We start from the raw sequence: 15,921 nt of genomic DNA on the forward strand, positions 1-15,921 counted from the left end.
CGAGACGGTAACGCAGCGATAGTGACCGATCGGGGATTTTTCTGGGAACTCCCCATGAACGGCGGGAGCGTCGGCCGCACGCAGCGTCGATGCCGGCGTGCGGCTGCAGCTCGCCCCACGGACGGCCGTCTCGCGCCGACGCGAGGCCGCCCCACGCCGATGCGAGGCCGCCCGTGTCTCAGAACAGGTCGGGCGACGGCGTCGACGCGTACCGCACCGCGACGTCCGCGTGCCGGTCGAACCGGTAGCCGACTCCGCGCACCGTCCGGACGATCTCCTCGAACGCACCGAGCTTCGACCGGAGCCGTCGCACGTGCACATCGATGGTCCGCTCGTTCGGGATCTCGTCCTCGCCGTCGGACCACAGCCCCTCGATGATCGCCGCGCGGTCAACGGTCCGGCCCTCGCGGAGGACGAGGAACTGCAGCAGCTCGAACTCCTTGTACGTGAGCGGGGCCGGCTCGCCGTCGAGGACTACCCGCTTCCGCGAGATGTCGATGACGACACCGGTCTCCTCCGGCTCCGCGGCGATCGACTGCTTGCGGGCGGCGACTGCGGAGCGGTCCTGGAGGGCGAGCCGGACGACGTCGACGTCCCGGCCGCCGGACCCCTCGGCGGCAACTGCGACTGCTGCGTACGTCTCGGCGGCGGGCACGAGCTGCGCCGTCAGGGCCTTGAGCTGCTCCACCACGGCGGCGAGCGATGTCCCGGCGGCAGCGGCGGCGGCTTCGTCGAGCCCGACGTAGAGCGCGAAGCCCCGCGCCTCGGTGCCTTCGGGGAGCGCACGGTTCCGGACCGGCGCCACGACTGGGCTCGTCGGGACGCCGTCGGTGGACGGTGCGGGCGACACGGCGGTGCGGCGCGTGCTCGCGGGCGCCGTCGCGGTGCCGAGACCGGCCCGGACCGCGGCGGTCGCGGTCCCCGGAGCGGCTGCTGCTCCCAGGGCGGATGCTGCGGTCGGGGCGGCGGTGGTGGTCGAGGTGGTGCGCGGGCGATCGATGGTGATCGACATGGGGAGTCCTTCTCGGTGTGGCGCAGTGCGCCGGTGCGTCGAATGCGTCGTCCTCGGGGTCGACGGGTGCGCGGATGCCCGGCGGTCAGCGTGACCGGGGCTCGTGCGCACGACCTGTCGGCCGAGGGGAACGGGGACGGCTCGCGACGATGGTGCTCGTCAGCGGCGTCCGCCGGGGATCACGCTCGCTCGGCGGGGTGCTGCCGTGGCGGGATCGGGCTGGAACGGGTGCCGGTCAGGCACACATTCGACAACACATGACCGTCCGAGCCGGCATCATCATGCCGGGAGTCCCCTGGACCTCGATGAGGACGCGGGTGGACAGGGATTCGGTCATGCACCGAGTATCGGCGGTATACCAACGCGATGTCAACCGTCCGCGCGGTGCAGTCCGCGAGCCGCACGCGTCCCGGACGGGACGCCGGACGGGAGGCCCGGCACACGTGCGCCGATCTGCTCGCCGGAGCCGCGCCTCCCGTCCGGCACCGCGCCACCGGCGTCGTCCCGGCGGTGGGACCGCGCGCGCCCTCCGCCGGAGCGCAGGGGTACGGGTCTACTCGGCCAGGCCGTACAGCCGGTCGCCGGCGTCCCCGAGGCCCGGGACGATGTAGCCGTTCTCGTCGAGCTTCTCGTCGAGCGCGCCGAGCACGACCGTGACGTTCTTGCCTGCGGTGGCCGCCTCGACCGCGGCGACACCTTCGGGCGCGGCCAGGATGCACACGGCCGTGACGTCGTCGGCGCCCCGGTCGAACAGGAACTGGATCGCCGCGTTCAACGACCCACCGGTCGCGAGCATCGGGTCGAGGACGAAGCACTGTCTCCCGGAGAGGTCCTCCGGCAGGCGCTCGGCGTAGGTCTGCGGCTGGAGGGTCTCCTCGTTGCGGGCCATGCCGAGGAACCCGACCTCGGCCGTCGGGACGAGCTTGACCATGCCCTCGAGCATCCCGAGGCCGGCACGGAGGATCGGCACGACGAGTGGGCGGGGCTTCGCGATGGAGACACCCATCGTGTGGGCGACCGGCGTGTCGATCGGCGTCGCGGTGACGCGGACGTTGCGGGTGGCCTCGTACGCGAGGAGGGTGACGAGCTCCTCGGTCAGTGCGCGGAAGGTGGGGGACGGGGTCGTCTTGTCGCGGAGCACCGACAGCTTGTGGGTGATGAGCGGGTGGTCGGCAACGTGGACTCGCATGCGGCAAGGCTACCGGTGCGGGGGTCGGTGCAGGGGTCGGTGCAGGCCCGGGGTGCGCGGACCTGTGGGATGCGGGGGTGTGCTGCGCGGGCCCGGTGCTGGGCGGGCGCTGCGCGGTGGTGTGCTGCGCCGTGCCTGTGCTGGGCTGCGCGGTGGTGTGCTGCGCGCTGGTCGTCCGCCCGCTTATGCTCGGCGTACCGTCCAGCAGGCCTCAGGAGTCATCGTGGAACATCCGGCTTCGCGCCCGTGGCTGTCGGCGATGGACTCGGCGCTCGTCGAGGCCCGGGCCTGCTTCGCGAGCGGGGACGTCCCGGTCGGCGCCGTCGTCCTCGATGCTGCGGGCGAGGTCGTGGCCGTCGGGCGCAACGAACGCGAGGCCCTGCAGGACCCCACCGCACACGCCGAGGTGCTCGCGCTTCGGGCGGCTGCGGCGGCGGCGGGGGACTGGCATCTCGAGTCACACACCCTCGTCGTGACGCTCGAGCCGTGCCCGATGTGCGCCGGTGCCGTGCTCGCGGCGAGGATCCCGCGCCTCGTCTTCGGCGCCTGGGATCCGAAGGCCGGAGCAACGGGGAGCGTCTACGACATCGCCCGTGATCGCCGGCTGCCGCATCGGACCGAGGTCGTCGGCGGGGTTCGGGAGGCCGAGTGCGCAGCGTTGCTCGACGCCTTCTTCGCGGAGCGGCGGCGCTAGGCGGGCGGTGGCGCTGGGCGCGCGGTGGCGGGATGCGCGTTGCGGCGAGCGGGCGGGGTACTTCTGGCTCGTGCGGGGTGCTGGCGGGGAGCGGGGTGCCTCCGGCGGGGGCGGGGCGGGGAAGCGGTGCCGCGGGTGAGGGTGATGGCGCAGAGGGTCGAGCGCGTTCGGACAATTCAGGAGGCTGCGCCCGTGCACGACGTCGAGGCCGCCCCCGGGCGCCGGTACCTGAGTTGCCGACGGGGGGAGGGGCGTTTCTGGGCCGACCCGTGCCTCCCGTCCGGTGCCGTCGCGCGCAGCTCAGGACGCTCCTGTGGGGAAGGGACCACCACCCGTAGCCGGGCGCTGACCTCCTGAGTAGCCGACGGACTGGAGGGGCGAGGCGGGGCCGACCCGGGCCTCCGGTCTGGCGCTCGGGGCGTTTCAGGACGACGTCGTCGCGGAGCGGGGAAACATCCGCCATTGTGCGACGGCTTCCTGAGTCATCGACGGACTGGAGGCGCGGTGCTGGGACGACCCGGACCTCCTGTCCGCTGCGAGCTATTCAGGACGCTGCCGTTGCGCCGAGGGTCCCCAGCCGCCGTCGGGCGCGGTTTCCTGAGTCGCCGACCCCGGGGGGGGGGGGGGGCAGCGGTACGAGGTCGATCCGTGCTCCGGACCGGCGCGGCCGGCGTTGCAGGACGCTGCCGTTGGGAACGGCGCACCAGCAGCCGCCGGGCGTCGGTTTCCTGAGTTGCCGACGGACTGGAGGGGCGGTGCGGGGCCGACCCGGACCTCCCGTCCGCCTCCGCCAGCGGTGAGTCAGGACGCTCCTGAGGGGAGCGGGGCACCATCTGCCGACAGGCGACCGTTTCCTGATTTGCCGACGGACTGGAGGGGCGGTGCTGGGCCGACCCGCACCTCCCGCCCGGCGCTCCTGCAGACGGTGCAGGGAGAGCCCGGCAGGGAGCTGGCGCAGCGCCGACGGGGCGACCGCGCGGCGGGGCTCAGTCGGCAGCGCGGATGATGATGGCCTCGGTCGGCGGGCGCGGCACGTCCCGGCGGACGTCCGGCTCGATGTAGATCACCCGGGCGATCGGGACCGCGCTCCGCACCCGCGCTTCGACCGTGTCGATCCCGGCGGCGACGTCCCCGACTCGACGTTCGCCGTCGACGGCCACCTTGGCCGCGACGAGCAGCTCGTCCGGCCCGAGGTAGAGCGTCTTCATGTGGATGATCGAGTCGATTTCAGGGCCGTCCAGCAGCGCCCGCTTGATGGCGCTGACGTCGGCCGCGCTGGCGCCCTCGCCGACCAGGAGGCTCTTCGTCTCGATGCCGAGGACGACCGCCACGGCGATGAGGAGCGCCGCGATCAGGATGGTTCCGATCGCATCGAACAGCCCGTTGCCCGTGATGGCCGTCAGGCCGACTCCGAACAGCGCGAACACCAGACCGAGGAGGGCGGCGGTGTCCTCCAGCATGACGACCGGGAGTTCCGGGGCCTTGGCGCGCCGGATGAACTGGACCCACGACAGCGAGCCCTTGCTCGGACGGGCTTCGCGCAGCGCGGTCCGGAGCGAGAACCCTTCCAGCGCGATGGAGATGACCAGGACCGCGATCGGCAACCACCAGTTCTCCAGGGGATGCGGGTGCTGCAGTTTCTCGATGCCTTCGTAGAGCGAGAACACGCCGCCGATGGAGAACAGGATGATGGACACGACGAAGGCGTAGACGTAGCGCTCACGCCCGTACCCGAACGGGTGCTCGTCGTCAGCCACCCGCCTGGCTTTGCGGCCGCCGAGGAGCAGCAGTACCTGGTTCACCGAGTCGGCGAGCGAGTGCACGCCTTCGGCCAGCATCGACGCCGACCCGCTGATGGCCGCGGCGATGAACTTGACGACCGCGATGCCCACGTTCGCGCCGAGCGCCGCGAAGATCGCCTTGTTCCCACCGGATGCGCTCATGCTTCCCGAGTCTAGGGTCACCGACGGCCCGTCGGAGGTTGTCCACAGGGGCGTCGTCGGTCGCATGCGATCACGGAGGCTTCCCTACGATGGGGGCATGTCACACGACCTGCCTCGCACCGCCCTGCTCGGCGTCGGCTCCATGTCCGGGAGCATCCTCGACGGCCTGCTCGCAGCCGGCGTCCCGGCCGAGCGGTTCTCGGTCACGACCAAGTCCTCTGAGTCGGCCGCCACCCATCGCGAGCACGGCCTGGAAGCGCTCGCTCTCGACGACGACGCAGATGCGAACCGTCGTGCCGTCCGTGGTGCAGCCGTCGTCGTGATCGGCGTGAAGCCGTTCATGGTCGCCGACCTGCTCCGCGAGATCGTCGATGACCTGGAACCGGACGCGCTCGTCGTGAGCGTGGCGGTCGGGGTCACGAGTGCCACCATGGAAGCCCTCCTGCCCGAGACCGTCGCCGTCGTCCGGGCCCTGCCGAACACGCCCGTCGGAGTCGGACACGGCGTCACCGGCATCTCCGCAGGGAGTCGGTCCGACGACGACGCAGTGGCACTCGCCTCCTCGCTGTTCTCGGTCTCCGGAGAAGTCGTGGCGATCCCCGAGTCGCAGCTCGACGCGCTCTCCGCCGTGTCGGGGTCCGGCCCGGCCTACGTCTTCCTGCTCGTCGAAGCGTGGCAACGGGCCGCGGAGTCCCTCGGGTTCACGTCCGCGCAGGCCGAGATCATGGTCCAGGGCACGATCCGGGGGGCGGTCGCGCTCCTCGACGCGTCGGACAAGGATCCTGCTGCGTTGCGGAAGGCCGTCACGAGTCCCAAGGGCACGACCGAGAAGGCTGTCGAGGTGCTGCAGGCGGCAGACCTCGAGGGGACGTTCCGCCGCGCTGCCGATGCTGCGATCGCTCGTGCGGAGGAGCTCTCGAGGCTGTAGCCGGTGCGTGCAGCTCGGTGCCCCTGCCTGGTGTCGGTGCTCGTCGCAGCTTCTTGAGGCTCGACATGCCGGGGTCGACAGCCGTCCCCGATGGTTGCTGCGGATCGCGAGGGCCGAGCGTTGGTTCGCGTTCCGTGCCTCCGTCGGCGGTTCAGGAACGCGCTGCGATGACGGCGCTGCGGAGGTGCGGCGCGCGGCAGGTTCCTGAGTTTCTCCGTGTCGAGCGGACGGACGACAGACAGACGGAAGGTGCGCGGCGGGGTCGCGCCGTTCCTCCCGTCCGGAGGTGGCCGCGTCGGTCGGTCTGCGTCGGTAGTTCAGGAGCGGGGCGAGGTCCTCGAGCTGCGGGTGCCCAGCGCGCGGCGAGGTCCTGAGTTCCCGGCGCGCGCAGACGGGAGGTGCGGCGCGGGGGTGCGCCCTTCCTCCCGTCCGGAGGTGGCCGCGTCGGTCGGTCTGCGTCGGCAGTTCAGGAGCGGGGCGAGGTCCTCGAGCTGCGGGTGCCCAGCGCGCGGCGAGGTCCTGAGTTCCCGGCGGAGGCAAACGGGAGGTGCGGGGCGGGGGTGCGCCGTTCCTCCCGTCCGGGGGTGGCCGCGTCGGTCGGTCTGCGTCGGTAGTTCAGGAGCGGGGCGAGGTCCCAGAGCCGCGGACCCGCGGCACGCGGCAGATTCCTGATCTCCAGCGCAACGGGTAGGCAGACGGGAGGCGCGGGACGGGGTCGCGGCGTCCCTCCCGCCCGGCGGTGGCTGCGTCAGTCAGCGCGGCGGTGGTTCAGGAACGAGGGGAGGTCGGGGAGGTGCGGACGAGCTGCGCATGGCGGATTCCTGATTGCCCGCATGGCGGGCGGGCGGTGGACGGGAGGTGCGGGCAGGGTCGCGCCGGTCCTCCTGTCCAGAGGTGGCCGCGTCGGTCGGCGTGCGTCGGAGGTTCAGGAACGGGGCACGGCGTGGGAGCTGCGGACGTTCCGCATGCGCAGCTGGCCTGAATTTCCGACGTCTCCGCTCGCCCGGCCCGCCGCAACCCCACGCCCGCCGCCCGGCCCGCGCCCGCCAGCCCAAACGCCCGCAGAACCCGCCCCACCCCGCCCCACAACGGCACCCCGCCCCACAACGGCACACCGCCCCCGACTCACTCCAGCGCAGCGAACCGTTCGATGTCGCTCGTCGCCCCGGACACGATGATGAGGTCGTCCTCGCGCACCATCGTCTCCGGGGTGGCCGGGACGAACGCCGCACCCGGGGACTTCACCCCGAGCACGGTGAGCCCGAACCGACTGCGGATGACGGACGTGCCCAGGTCCTTGCCACGGACCGGCCGCGGCGGGAACATCTTGACGACGGCGAAGTCCTCGTCGAACTCGATGAAGTCGAGCATCCGACCCGAGACCAGGTGTGCGGTGCGTTCGCCGGCCTCGCGCTCGGGGTAGACCACGTGGTTCGCGCCGATCCGGGACAGGATCGTGCCATGCGACCTGCTGATCGCCTTCGACCAGATCTGCGGGATGCCGAGGTCGACCAGGTTCGCGGTGATGAGCACGCTCGACTCCAGGTGCGAGCCGACCCCGACGACGGCGATCGCGAAGTCCTGCGCGCCGATCTGCCGCAGCGCGTCGATGTCGGTGGCGTCCGCCTGCACCGCGTGGGTCACCCGGTCGGACCACTTCTGGACGAGGTTCGCATCGGTGTCGACGACGAGCACCTCGCGGTCCTGTCGCTCCAGCTGCCCGGCGGTCGCGGCGCCGAACCGGCCGAGGCCGATCACCAGCACCGGGGCGTCGTGCGAGACCTGCCCGTCCTTCGTGAGACTCGTGCCACGGTTCCTGTCAGCCAACGATCGGCCTCTCCTCGGGTCGGGTGAACAGCTGCCTGCTCTGGCTCGCGGCGAGGGCCGCCGCGATCGTCACGGTACCGACGCGGCCGAGGAACATCGTCGCCGCGAGCACCAGCTTGCCGGCCTCGGGTGCCGATGCCGACACGCCCGTGGACAGGCCGGACGTCGCGAACGCGGAGATCACCTCGAACAGCACGTGGTCGAGCGAGTCGTGGGTGATCTGCAGGAGGGTGACGGTCGACACGGCGATGATCGTCGCGCCCCACAGCACCACGGCGACCGCGAGTCGCAGGACGTCGCTCGGGATCCGCCGTCCGAACGCCTCCATGCTCCGGCGGCCGCGGGCCTCGGCGACCGCGGCGAGGAACAGGACGGCGAGGGTCGTCACCTTGATGCCGCCGGCGGTCGACGCCGAGCCCCCGCCGATGAACATGAGCATGTCGGTGACGAGCAGACTCGACCCGTGCAGCTGGTCGACGTCGATCGTGGCGAATCCGCCGGAGCGGGTCATCGTCGACAGGAACAGCGACTGGAACACCGTGTCCCCGGCGCCGAGCCGCCCGAAGGTGGCGTGGTTCGCGGACTCGAGGGCGATGTACGCCGCGGCACCGGCGCCGAGCAGGATCCCACTCGTCGCGAGGGTGAGCTTCACGTGGATCGACCACCGTCGCGGCGAGCGCCACTGCGTGGTGAGCGTCCGGATCACCGGGAAGCCGATCGACCCGGCGACGACGCCGACCATGAGGAGCGAGAGGAACCAGTAGTCGTGCGCGAACGGCGCCAGACCCTCGGGGTTCGGGGAGAACCCGGTGTTCGTGAAGGCCATGGCGGCGTAGTAGAACGAGTCGCCGACGGCCGGCCAGAATTCGGTGCCGGTGATGAGGACGGACGGCAGGAGGAGGAACCCGAGCGCGACCTCGATGGTCAGGGTGCTGATGGCGACGGTGAGGAGCAGTGTGCCGACCTCGCCGAGTCGCACCGCCTGGCCTTCCGGCACCGCACCGGCGTGGCTCCGGAGCGGGTTGGAGTCACCGGCGGCGATGAGCTTGGCACGGAGGCCGAGACGCCGGGTCACGACGAGTCCGAGGATCGACGCGAGCGTCAGGACCCCGAGGGCGCCGATCTGCGTCCCGACGACGACGAGCACGTTGCCGAGCACCGACCAGTGCGTGGCCATGTCCACCGTCGCGAGCCCGGTGACGCACACCACGGACGCCGCGGTGAAGAGTGCGTCGCCGAACGGTGTGCCCCGGCCGTCGGCCGCGCTCACCGGCAGCATGAACAGCAGCGTGAACAGCAGGATGAGCGCGGTGAAGACGAGGATCGCGAGCCGCGACGGCGAGTGCCGGATCGCATCGGAGAACCGTTCGCGGAGCCGCGTCGCCGACCCGACCGTCCGTCGGACCGACGGCGGCTCGCCGGGGGGCGCGGACGGACGAGCGGACATCGTATGCCTCCGAGGACATGGGCGGGACGGCACGTGATCGGTTCGCCATGGTACATCCGCGGCGCGCCGGTTAGCCTTGCCGCATGGCCGACATCTTCAGCGTGATCGCCGATCCCACCCGGCGGCAGCTGCTCGGCGCACTCCTGTCCGCCTACGGGTCGGACACCACGGCGGGGGAGCTGAGCGTCGGACAGCTGGTCACGCGGCTCGGGATCGCGCAGCCGACCGTCTCCAAGCACCTCCGCGTGCTCCGCGACACCGGACTCGTCACGACCCGGGAGGAAGGGCAGCACCGCTACTACCGCCTCGACCCGGAACCGCTCCTCACGGTCGAGGACTGGGTGCTCTCCTTCACCGGCGCGGTCGATCCGGACGGCACGCCCGCGACCACGTCGTGGACCCCGGACGGGCAGCCGGTGTCGTTCCGTCGGCCGGTGGGCACGGGGCGCGCGACGGTCGACGTCGGAACCGAGCTCGGCCGCGTGATGGCCGAGGCGTCGTTCCGCGCGACCTCGGCGTTGAGCGGCGCGCAGTCGGGGTGGGGGCGTGTCGTCGAGCCCGTGCGTCGGCGGCTCACGAAGCGTCAAGAGGACGCCGCGGACTAGCGGCGGACAGGGCCCCGTTCGCGGGGAGGGCGAGGGCTGGACAGCGCGCCACACGCGCCCCTACAGTTGCCAGGGACCACGCAGGTCACACCGATGCTCCGCACCAGTCGCGACCGTTCACCATCGCTCGCACCGCGGACGGAGCCCACCCGAAGGCAGCAGCGCATGACCGGCAGTTTCGACGACGTGCAGTTCCTCACCGTCGCTGAGGTCGCGGAGATGATGCGGGTCTCGAAGATGACCGTCTACCGCATGGTGCACGCCGGGGAGCTGCCCGCGATCCGGTTCGGGCGGTCGTTCCGGGTGCCGGAGTCCGCGGTGGCGGAGATGCTTCGGGGTGGCGTCGCCGACGTCGGCTGACGGAGCACTCCCGCCGGTTCGACTTGCCCGCCGCACTACGGTAGGCTCGCCCGAGGCAAATTTCCGCGGTCTTCGACCCGGTGTCCACATCAGTCGTCAGTGAGGTCCGTATGGGTTCTGTCATCAAGAAGCGTCGCAAGCGCATGGCGAAGAAGAAGCACCGCAAGCTGCTTCGCAAGACCCGCCACCAGCGTCGCAACAAGAAGTAAGTCCCGCCAGGACTGCTTCACGCAGGAAAGCCTCGACCACCCGGTCGGGGCTTTTTGCGTCCGGCCGTCCGACGCACGACCGCAGTACGCTGGACCTGTGCCGACCGTGACGCTCCTCACCAAGCCCGGATGCCATCTCTGCGACGATGCCCGCCCGATCGTGCACCGCGTCGTCGCCGACCACCCCGGCGTCGTGTTCTCGGAACAGTCGATCCTCGACGACGACGAGCTGCGCGCGGAGTACGCGGAGGACATCCCCGTCGTGCTCGTCGACGGCCGGGTGCACAGCAACTGGCACGTCGACGCCGAGCGCCTCGGTGCTGCCATCGACCGTGCGACGGCCGCGTTGGAGGCCCGCGCATGATCACTCACGTCGTCGCCTGGACGCTCCGTGCGGACCTCGACCGCGCGGAGTCGATCGCGCAGATCCGAGCGCTGCTCGAGGGGCTCGTCGGCACCGTCCGGTCGATCCGGTCGATCCGTGTCGTCGAGAACGTCGCGGACCCCGGCCGGAACGCCGACGTCGCCGTCGTCGCGCAGTTCGACGACCTCGCCGGGCTCGACGAGTACCAGGTGCACCCCGAGCACCAGGCGGCCGCGGCCGAGATCCGTGGACTGGTCACGGGGCGGACGGCCATCGACTGGGAGTCGTGAGCCGCGCCTCCCGGCCGTTCCGGGCATCCCGGACCGTCTGACGGCAGGGACGACGCATGGCCCGCCGGAGTCCAGCGGGCCATGCGTCGGTGGTGCGGCGCGTCGTGGAACGATGCGTCGCCGGTGGTGTCGCGGGAGCCCTACGGCTGCAGGCGGGTGGGGCCGCGGAAGAGGTAGGTGACCTCGCGGATCGACGACTCGCCGAGCATGAGCATGAGCACGCGTGCGAGACCCATCCCGAACCCGCCGTGGGGCGGGACGCCGTAGCGGAAGAAGTCGAGGTACCAGTCGATCTCAGCGGGGTCCATCCCCTTGTCGACCGCCTGCTGCGTGAGGACGTCGACGCGGTGCTCGCGCTGGGCACCGGTCGAGATCTCCGCACCGTTGTAGATGAGGTCGTAGCTCTTGGTGAGGGTCGGGTCGTCGTCATGGCGCATGTGGTAGTACGGCCGGATCGAGGCGTCGTAGTCCGTCACGAACACGAAGTCCGAGCCGAGGTGCTCCTTGACGTGAGCCGCGATGCGGCGCTCGCCTTCCGGGTCGAGGTCGCCGTCGGCACGGGGGATCTCGTACCCGCCGTCGGCGATGATCTGCCGTGCCTCGGCCAGGGGGATCCGCGGGAACGGCACGGCCGGGATCTGCAGCTCGAAGCCGAAGACGTCCTGGATGGCGTCGCCGTGCTTCGCCTGCACAGCGGTGATCCCGGCGACGAGCAGCTCCTCGTGCATCGCCATGACGTCCTCGTGGGACTCGACCCAGGAGAACTCGGCGTCGACGCTCGTGAACTCGGTGGCGTGCCGGCTCGTGAACGAGGGGTCCGCGCGGAACGCGTCGGCGATCTCGAACACCGCACCGAACCCGGCCGGCTGCGCCATCTGCTTGAAGTTCTGCGGGCTCTGCGCGAGGTACGCCGTGGTCTCGAAGTACGGCAGCTCGAAGAGCTCGGCGCGGGACTCGGACGCCGACGCCATGAGCTTCGGTGTGTGGATCTCGATGAAGTCGCGGTCGATCCAGTACTGGCGGAACGCGTGCTCGAGCGTCGTCTGGATGCGGAAGATCAGGTTCTGCTTGCGGTTCCGGAGGTCGAGGAAGCGCCAGTCGAGCCGCTTGTCGAGCGAGGAGTCGTCGGCGATCGGCGTCTCCGGGATCGCTGCGGAGACGACCGTCAGGGCGTCGATCTTGACCTCGAGCCCGCCGAGCTTCACGCGCTCGTCGTGCTTGAGCGCGCCGGAGACGTGGATGAACGTGCCGTGGGCCAGCCCGGAGATGTCCTCGGTGGTCGCGACCTTGCCGGCGGAGTCGGCGTCGCCGTCGACGGCCTCGCGCGTCGCGGGGTTGACCAGCTGGACGGCGCCGGTCTCGTCCCGGAGGACGACGAACTGGACCTTCTTCTGGTCGCGGACGGTCTCGACCCAGCCGGCCACGGAAACGGGGCCGTCGGGCAGCGCGGCAAGGTCGGCGATGCGGATGCGTTCGATCACGGAGAGCGAGTCTACCGGGACCGGGGAACGAGGACGGTGGACCGAGGGACGGGGGCGGAAGACCGAGGGACGAGGACGGTGGACCGAGGGACGAGGCGGTCAGGGGGCCGATGCGGTCAGGGGGCCGATGCGCGGAGGGCCTGCAGGGTGCGGACGAACTCCTCCGCCATGGACGCCCGCTCGACGAGTCCGGCATGCCGGGCGATCGCGTCGTCGATGAACTCGTCGAGCCGCATGGTCAGCGCATCGCGGTCGGCCGGTGCCCCGGGGGCTGCGGGGTCCGCGGGGGCTGCAGGGTCAGCGCGCGCTCCGGGATCTGCCGGGTCCGCGCGCTCGGCGGGGGCGTGCGCCGCCCGGGTGGCCTGGGCCGTCCGGAGCCCGTCGACGACCGTCAGCAGCTCGGCCATCTCCTCCAGGGTGAACCCGAGTGGCTTCATGCGGCGTATGACCAGCAGTCGGTCGAGGTGGTGGGCCGTGTAGACGCGGAACCCGCCCGCGGTCCGGCCGCTCGGGACGAGCAGGCCGACCTCGTCGTAGTGCCGGATCGTGCGGAGCGACATCTCGGCGCGTTCCGCGAGTTCGCCGATGTGCATCGTCGCGTCGTTGGATCCCATGGTGGGACAACTCTACCCTCCCGAGAGGGTAGAGTCGCTCCCGATGACCTCCGCCTCCGTCCCCGTCGCGACCCCTGCCATCCCGACCGTGCTCGGGGCCCTCCGCTCCCCGAAGCTCCTGACCCGCGAGGTCCTCGCCGGCATCGTGACCGCCCTCGCCCTCATCCCGGAGGCGATCTCGTTCTCCGTCGTCGCCGGCGTCGACCCGGCCGTCGGCCTGTTCTCGTCGTTCGTGGTCGCGGTCGTGATCGCGTTCGTCGGCGGCCGCCCGGCGATGGTGTCGGCCGCCGCCGGGTCCGTCGCCCTCGTCATCGCCCCGATGGTCCGCGACCACGGCATCGACTACCTCGTCCCGACGATCGTCCTCGGCGGCGTGTTCCAGCTCGTGCTCGGGTTCCTCGGCGTCAGCCGGCTCATGCGGTTCATCCCGCGGAGCGTCAACGTCGCGTTCGTGAACGCCCTCGCGATCCTCATCTTCACCGCGCAGCTGCCGAACCTGTTCGGGCACGACGTCCCGGCGATCGTGTGGCCCCTCACCGCGCTCGGCATCGCGATCATCGTCTTCTTCCCGTTCCTGACGACGGCCGTGCCCGCGCCGCTCATCGCGGTCGTCGTCGTCACCGCGATCACCCTCGTCGCCGGGATCGACGTCCCGACGGTCGGCGACGAGGGGTCGCTGCCGGACTCCCTCCCGGGGTTCAACCCGGTCGCGGTGCCGATCGACCTCGACACACTGCGGATCATCGCGCCGTACGCGTTCGGCATGGCGATCGTCGGCCTCATCGAGACGCTCCTCACGGCGCAGCTCGTCGACGCCATCACGGACACCGGGTCGAGCAAGTGGCGCGAGTCGTGGGGTCAGGGCATCGCGAACGTCGTCAGTGCGTTCTTCGGCGGGACGGGCGGCTGCGCGATGATCGGGCAGACGGTCATCAACGTGAAGACCGCTGGCGCCCGCACGCGCATCTCGACCTTCGCGGCGGGTGTGTCGGTGCTGGTGCTGACGGTGAGCCTGCACGGCATCGTCGCGCAGATCCCGATGGCGGCCCTCACCGCGGTGATGGTCATGGTCTGCGTCGCGACGTTCGACTGGCACAGCATCCAGCCGAACACCCTCCGTCGGATGCCCCTCGGCGAGACGGCGATCATGGTGATCACGGTCGTGGTGGTGGTGTTCACGGACAACCTCGCAACGGGTGTGCTGATCGGCGTCGTGCTCGCGGCACTGGTGTTCGCCCGACGGGTGTCGCACGTCGTCGCGGTCGACCGGACGGTCAGCGCAGGCACGGGCGACGCCGCCGGCCCGGTCGTCCGCTACCGGGTCCGCGGCGCCCTCTTCTTCGCCTCCTCCAACGACCTCGTCACGCGGTTCTCCTACCCCGAGGACCGTGCGCTCGGGACGCCCGGAGCGCCGGCACGCGTCGAGATCGACATGACGGAGGCGCACGTCTGGGACGCCTCCACGGTCGCCGCGCTCGACGCCGTCGAGCAGCGCTACCGGCAGCACGACACCCGGGTCGAGGTCCTGAACCTGAACACCGGCTCGGTCCGCCTGCACCGGCGACTGTCCGGGCACCTCGGCTGACCACCGGACCTGAGCCCATCCACACCCGGTCGGGACCCCTGGGTGAGGCGCGGTCGGTGGGCCCACCTACACTGGAAGTCATGCCCGCGACCCGAATCCACCTCGTGCGCCACGGCGAGGTGCACAACCCGGACGGCGTCCTCTACGGCCGCCTCCCCGGGTTCCGGTTGAGCGAGCTCGGCACCCGGATGGCCGCGGCGTCGTCGTCCGCGTGGAAGGACTCCGGGGCGGACGTCCGTCGGGTCGTCGCGTCGCCGTTGCAGCGCACGCAGGAGTCTGCCGCGCCGTGGTCCGCGGCGTTCGGACTGGATGTCGACACCGACGAACGCCTCATCGAACCGACGAATAGGTACGAAGGCCAGCCCCCGGGGTTCACGACGCGCTCGCTCCGCCGTCCGGCCGAGTGGCCGTGGATCGCGAACCCGCTCCGCCCGAGCTGGGGCGAACCCTACGAGGCGATCGCGAACCGGATGCTCGCGGCGGTCGACACGGCCTGGCGGAGCATCGACGACGGCGACGTCGTCCTGGTGAGTCATCAGCTCCCGATCTGGATGGTCCACCGCCGTCTCGCCGGGGAGCACCTCTGGCACGACCCACGCCAACGCCGATGCGCACTGTCGAGCATCACCACCCTCGAACGCCGCGGGGGCCGATTCGTCGAGACCGGCTACGCCGACCCCGCCGAACCCCTCCGCGAGCACGCCATCGACCTGGGAGCAGTGTGAGCACCACCAAGCAGGACCCGAACCGTCGCACCCGCGTCGCGCTCGTGCTGACCGCCGGCGTGGTCGCGGCGCTCGCGCTCGCCGGGTGCTCGTCCGGCGGCAACGACTCGCTCGCGAACCAGTACGGCAAGGGCACGACCCAGAACTACATCTCGGGCGACGGCGCGGTGACGGAGGTCGCCGCCGGGAAACGCGGCGCTCCGGTCGACTTCCGCGCGACCACGATCGACGGCGACACCGTGTCGAGCGCCGGCCTCGAGGGCAAGGTCGTCGTCCTGAACTTCTGGTACGCCGGCTGCCCGCCGTGCCGCGCCGAGGCCGGGAACCTGAACAAGGTGTACACGTCGCACATCGGCGACGACGTCCAGTTCATCGGGGTGAACGTCCGCGACCAGAAGGCATCCGCCGAAGCCTTCGAACGCACGTTCAAGGTGCGGTACCCGACGGTGCTCGACGCCGACGACGGCACCATGCAGCTCGCGCTCTCCGGCACCATCGCGCCGAACTCGGTGCCGACGACGATCGTCCTCGACAAGCAGGGCCGGGTCGCCGCGCGCATCCTCGGGGCCGTGGACTCACCGAGCATCCTCGACACCCTCGTCAGCGACGAGCTCTCCGGGAGCGCCTGATCCCCGTGGCCGGGAACCC

Annotated in this window: 17 protein-coding genes; 10 read left to right on the forward strand and 7 right to left on the reverse strand. The window is 71.2% G+C overall.

All coding sequences use genetic code 11. The features are described 5' to 3' along the window. Nucleotides 1-178: 178 nt before the first annotated feature. Nucleotides 179-1,012 carry a winged helix-turn-helix domain-containing protein gene (locus ACO0E0_RS02515; RefSeq protein WP_422869821.1) on the reverse strand — a complete coding sequence of 278 codons (834 nt, stop codon included), beginning with the start codon at nt 1,010-1,012 and terminating at the stop codon, nt 179-181. Between the two features lie 553 nt (nt 1,013-1,565). After that, a complete protein-coding gene (gene upp / locus ACO0E0_RS02520; protein WP_422869822.1) occupies nt 1,566-2,201 on the reverse strand; it encodes a uracil phosphoribosyltransferase in 636 nt (211 codons plus the stop codon). A gap of 259 nt (nt 2,202-2,460) precedes the next feature. Here upp and ACO0E0_RS02525 point away from each other — a divergent pair, with 259 nt between their 5' ends. Then, nucleotides 2,461-2,895, forward strand: coding sequence for a nucleoside deaminase (locus ACO0E0_RS02525; RefSeq protein WP_422869941.1), 435 nt, complete (start codon nt 2,461-2,463; stop codon nt 2,893-2,895). A 986-nt stretch (nt 2,896-3,881) separates the two neighbouring features. Here the strand turns inward: ACO0E0_RS02525 and ACO0E0_RS02530 are convergent. Next, entirely contained in the window at nt 3,882-4,838 is a 957-nt protein-coding gene (locus tag ACO0E0_RS02530; protein WP_422869823.1) for a cation diffusion facilitator family transporter, read from the reverse strand. Nucleotides 4,839-4,935: 97 nt separating this feature from the next. Here ACO0E0_RS02530 and proC point away from each other — a divergent pair, with 97 nt between their 5' ends. Beyond that, nucleotides 4,936-5,766, forward strand: a complete 831-nt coding sequence (gene proC, locus ACO0E0_RS02535) for a pyrroline-5-carboxylate reductase (RefSeq protein ID WP_422869824.1) — start codon at nt 4,936-4,938, stop codon at nt 5,764-5,766. A gap of 1,125 nt (nt 5,767-6,891) precedes the next feature. On the opposite strand, the gene ACO0E0_RS02540 is transcribed toward proC, so the two are convergent. Together ACO0E0_RS02540 and ACO0E0_RS02545 are read right to left on the reverse strand one after the other, a co-directional pair. Beyond that, nucleotides 6,892-7,593 carry a potassium channel family protein gene (locus ACO0E0_RS02540; RefSeq protein ID WP_422869825.1) on the reverse strand — a complete coding sequence of 234 codons (702 nt, stop codon included), beginning with the start codon at nt 7,591-7,593 and terminating at the stop codon, nt 6,892-6,894. Continuing rightward, entirely contained in the window at nt 7,586-9,040 is a 1,455-nt protein-coding gene (locus tag ACO0E0_RS02545; RefSeq protein WP_422869826.1) for a TrkH family potassium uptake protein, read from the reverse strand. The genes ACO0E0_RS02540 and ACO0E0_RS02545 overlap by 8 nt, the downstream gene beginning before the upstream one ends. 83 nt (nt 9,041-9,123) lie before the next feature. Between ACO0E0_RS02545 and ACO0E0_RS02550 the strand changes: the two genes are divergently transcribed. From ACO0E0_RS02550 to ACO0E0_RS02570, 5 genes are all read left to right on the forward strand, one after another. After that, the gene (locus ACO0E0_RS02550) at nt 9,124-9,645 is read left to right on the forward strand and encodes an ArsR/SmtB family transcription factor (protein WP_422869827.1); all 522 of its coding nucleotides are present in this window, start codon (nt 9,124-9,126) and stop codon (nt 9,643-9,645) included. A 165-nt stretch (nt 9,646-9,810) separates the two neighbouring features. Further along, complete coding sequence (locus tag ACO0E0_RS02555) at nt 9,811-10,005, forward strand: helix-turn-helix domain-containing protein (protein WP_422869828.1); 195 nt, start codon at nt 9,811-9,813, stop codon at nt 10,003-10,005. Nucleotides 10,006-10,115: 110 nt separating this feature from the next. Next, nucleotides 10,116-10,214: a 30S ribosomal protein bS22 gene (locus ACO0E0_RS02560; RefSeq protein WP_003792170.1), complete on the forward strand. Its 99-nt coding sequence runs from the start codon at nt 10,116-10,118 to the stop codon at nt 10,212-10,214. A 97-nt stretch (nt 10,215-10,311) separates the two neighbouring features. Beyond that, nucleotides 10,312-10,578 carry a glutaredoxin family protein gene (locus ACO0E0_RS02565; protein ID WP_422869829.1) on the forward strand — a complete coding sequence of 89 codons (267 nt, stop codon included), beginning with the start codon at nt 10,312-10,314 and terminating at the stop codon, nt 10,576-10,578. Beyond that, nucleotides 10,575-10,868, forward strand: coding sequence for a Dabb family protein (locus tag ACO0E0_RS02570; RefSeq protein WP_422869830.1), 294 nt, complete (start codon nt 10,575-10,577; stop codon nt 10,866-10,868). The genes ACO0E0_RS02565 and ACO0E0_RS02570 overlap by 4 nt, the downstream gene beginning before the upstream one ends. A 140-nt stretch (nt 10,869-11,008) precedes the next feature. On the opposite strand, the gene aspS is transcribed toward ACO0E0_RS02570, so the two are convergent. Continuing rightward, a complete protein-coding gene (gene aspS / locus ACO0E0_RS02575; protein WP_422869831.1) occupies nt 11,009-12,349 on the reverse strand; it encodes an aspartate--tRNA(Asn) ligase in 1,341 nt (446 codons plus the stop codon). A 116-nt stretch (nt 12,350-12,465) separates the two neighbouring features. Then, nucleotides 12,466-12,963 carry a MerR family transcriptional regulator gene (locus tag ACO0E0_RS02580; RefSeq protein ID WP_422869832.1) on the reverse strand — a complete coding sequence of 166 codons (498 nt, stop codon included), beginning with the start codon at nt 12,961-12,963 and terminating at the stop codon, nt 12,466-12,468. Nucleotides 12,964-13,006: 43 nt separating this feature from the next. Between ACO0E0_RS02580 and ACO0E0_RS02585 the strand changes: the two genes are divergently transcribed. The 3 genes from ACO0E0_RS02585 to ACO0E0_RS02595 all read left to right on the forward strand — a co-directional run bounded on the left by ACO0E0_RS02585 (nt 13,007) and on the right by ACO0E0_RS02595 (nt 15,902). Continuing rightward, on the forward strand, nt 13,007-14,548 hold the full coding sequence (locus ACO0E0_RS02585) for a SulP family inorganic anion transporter (RefSeq protein ID WP_422869833.1): 1,542 nt from the start codon (nt 13,007-13,009) through the stop codon (nt 14,546-14,548). An 80-nt stretch (nt 14,549-14,628) separates the two neighbouring features. After that, nucleotides 14,629-15,273 (forward strand): histidine phosphatase family protein, encoded by a 645-nt coding sequence (locus tag ACO0E0_RS02590; protein ID WP_422869834.1) that lies wholly within the window; start codon nt 14,629-14,631, stop codon nt 15,271-15,273. After that, a complete protein-coding gene (locus ACO0E0_RS02595; RefSeq protein ID WP_422869835.1) occupies nt 15,270-15,902 on the forward strand; it encodes a TlpA family protein disulfide reductase in 633 nt (210 codons plus the stop codon). Before ACO0E0_RS02590 ends, ACO0E0_RS02595 begins: the two co-directional genes overlap by 4 nt. Nucleotides 15,903-15,921: the final 19 nt, after the last annotated feature.

Origin of the sequence: Curtobacterium phyllosphaerae, assembly GCF_049341865.1 — a bacterium.
Taxonomy (GTDB): domain Bacteria; phylum Actinomycetota; class Actinomycetes; order Actinomycetales; family Microbacteriaceae; genus Curtobacterium; species Curtobacterium phyllosphaerae.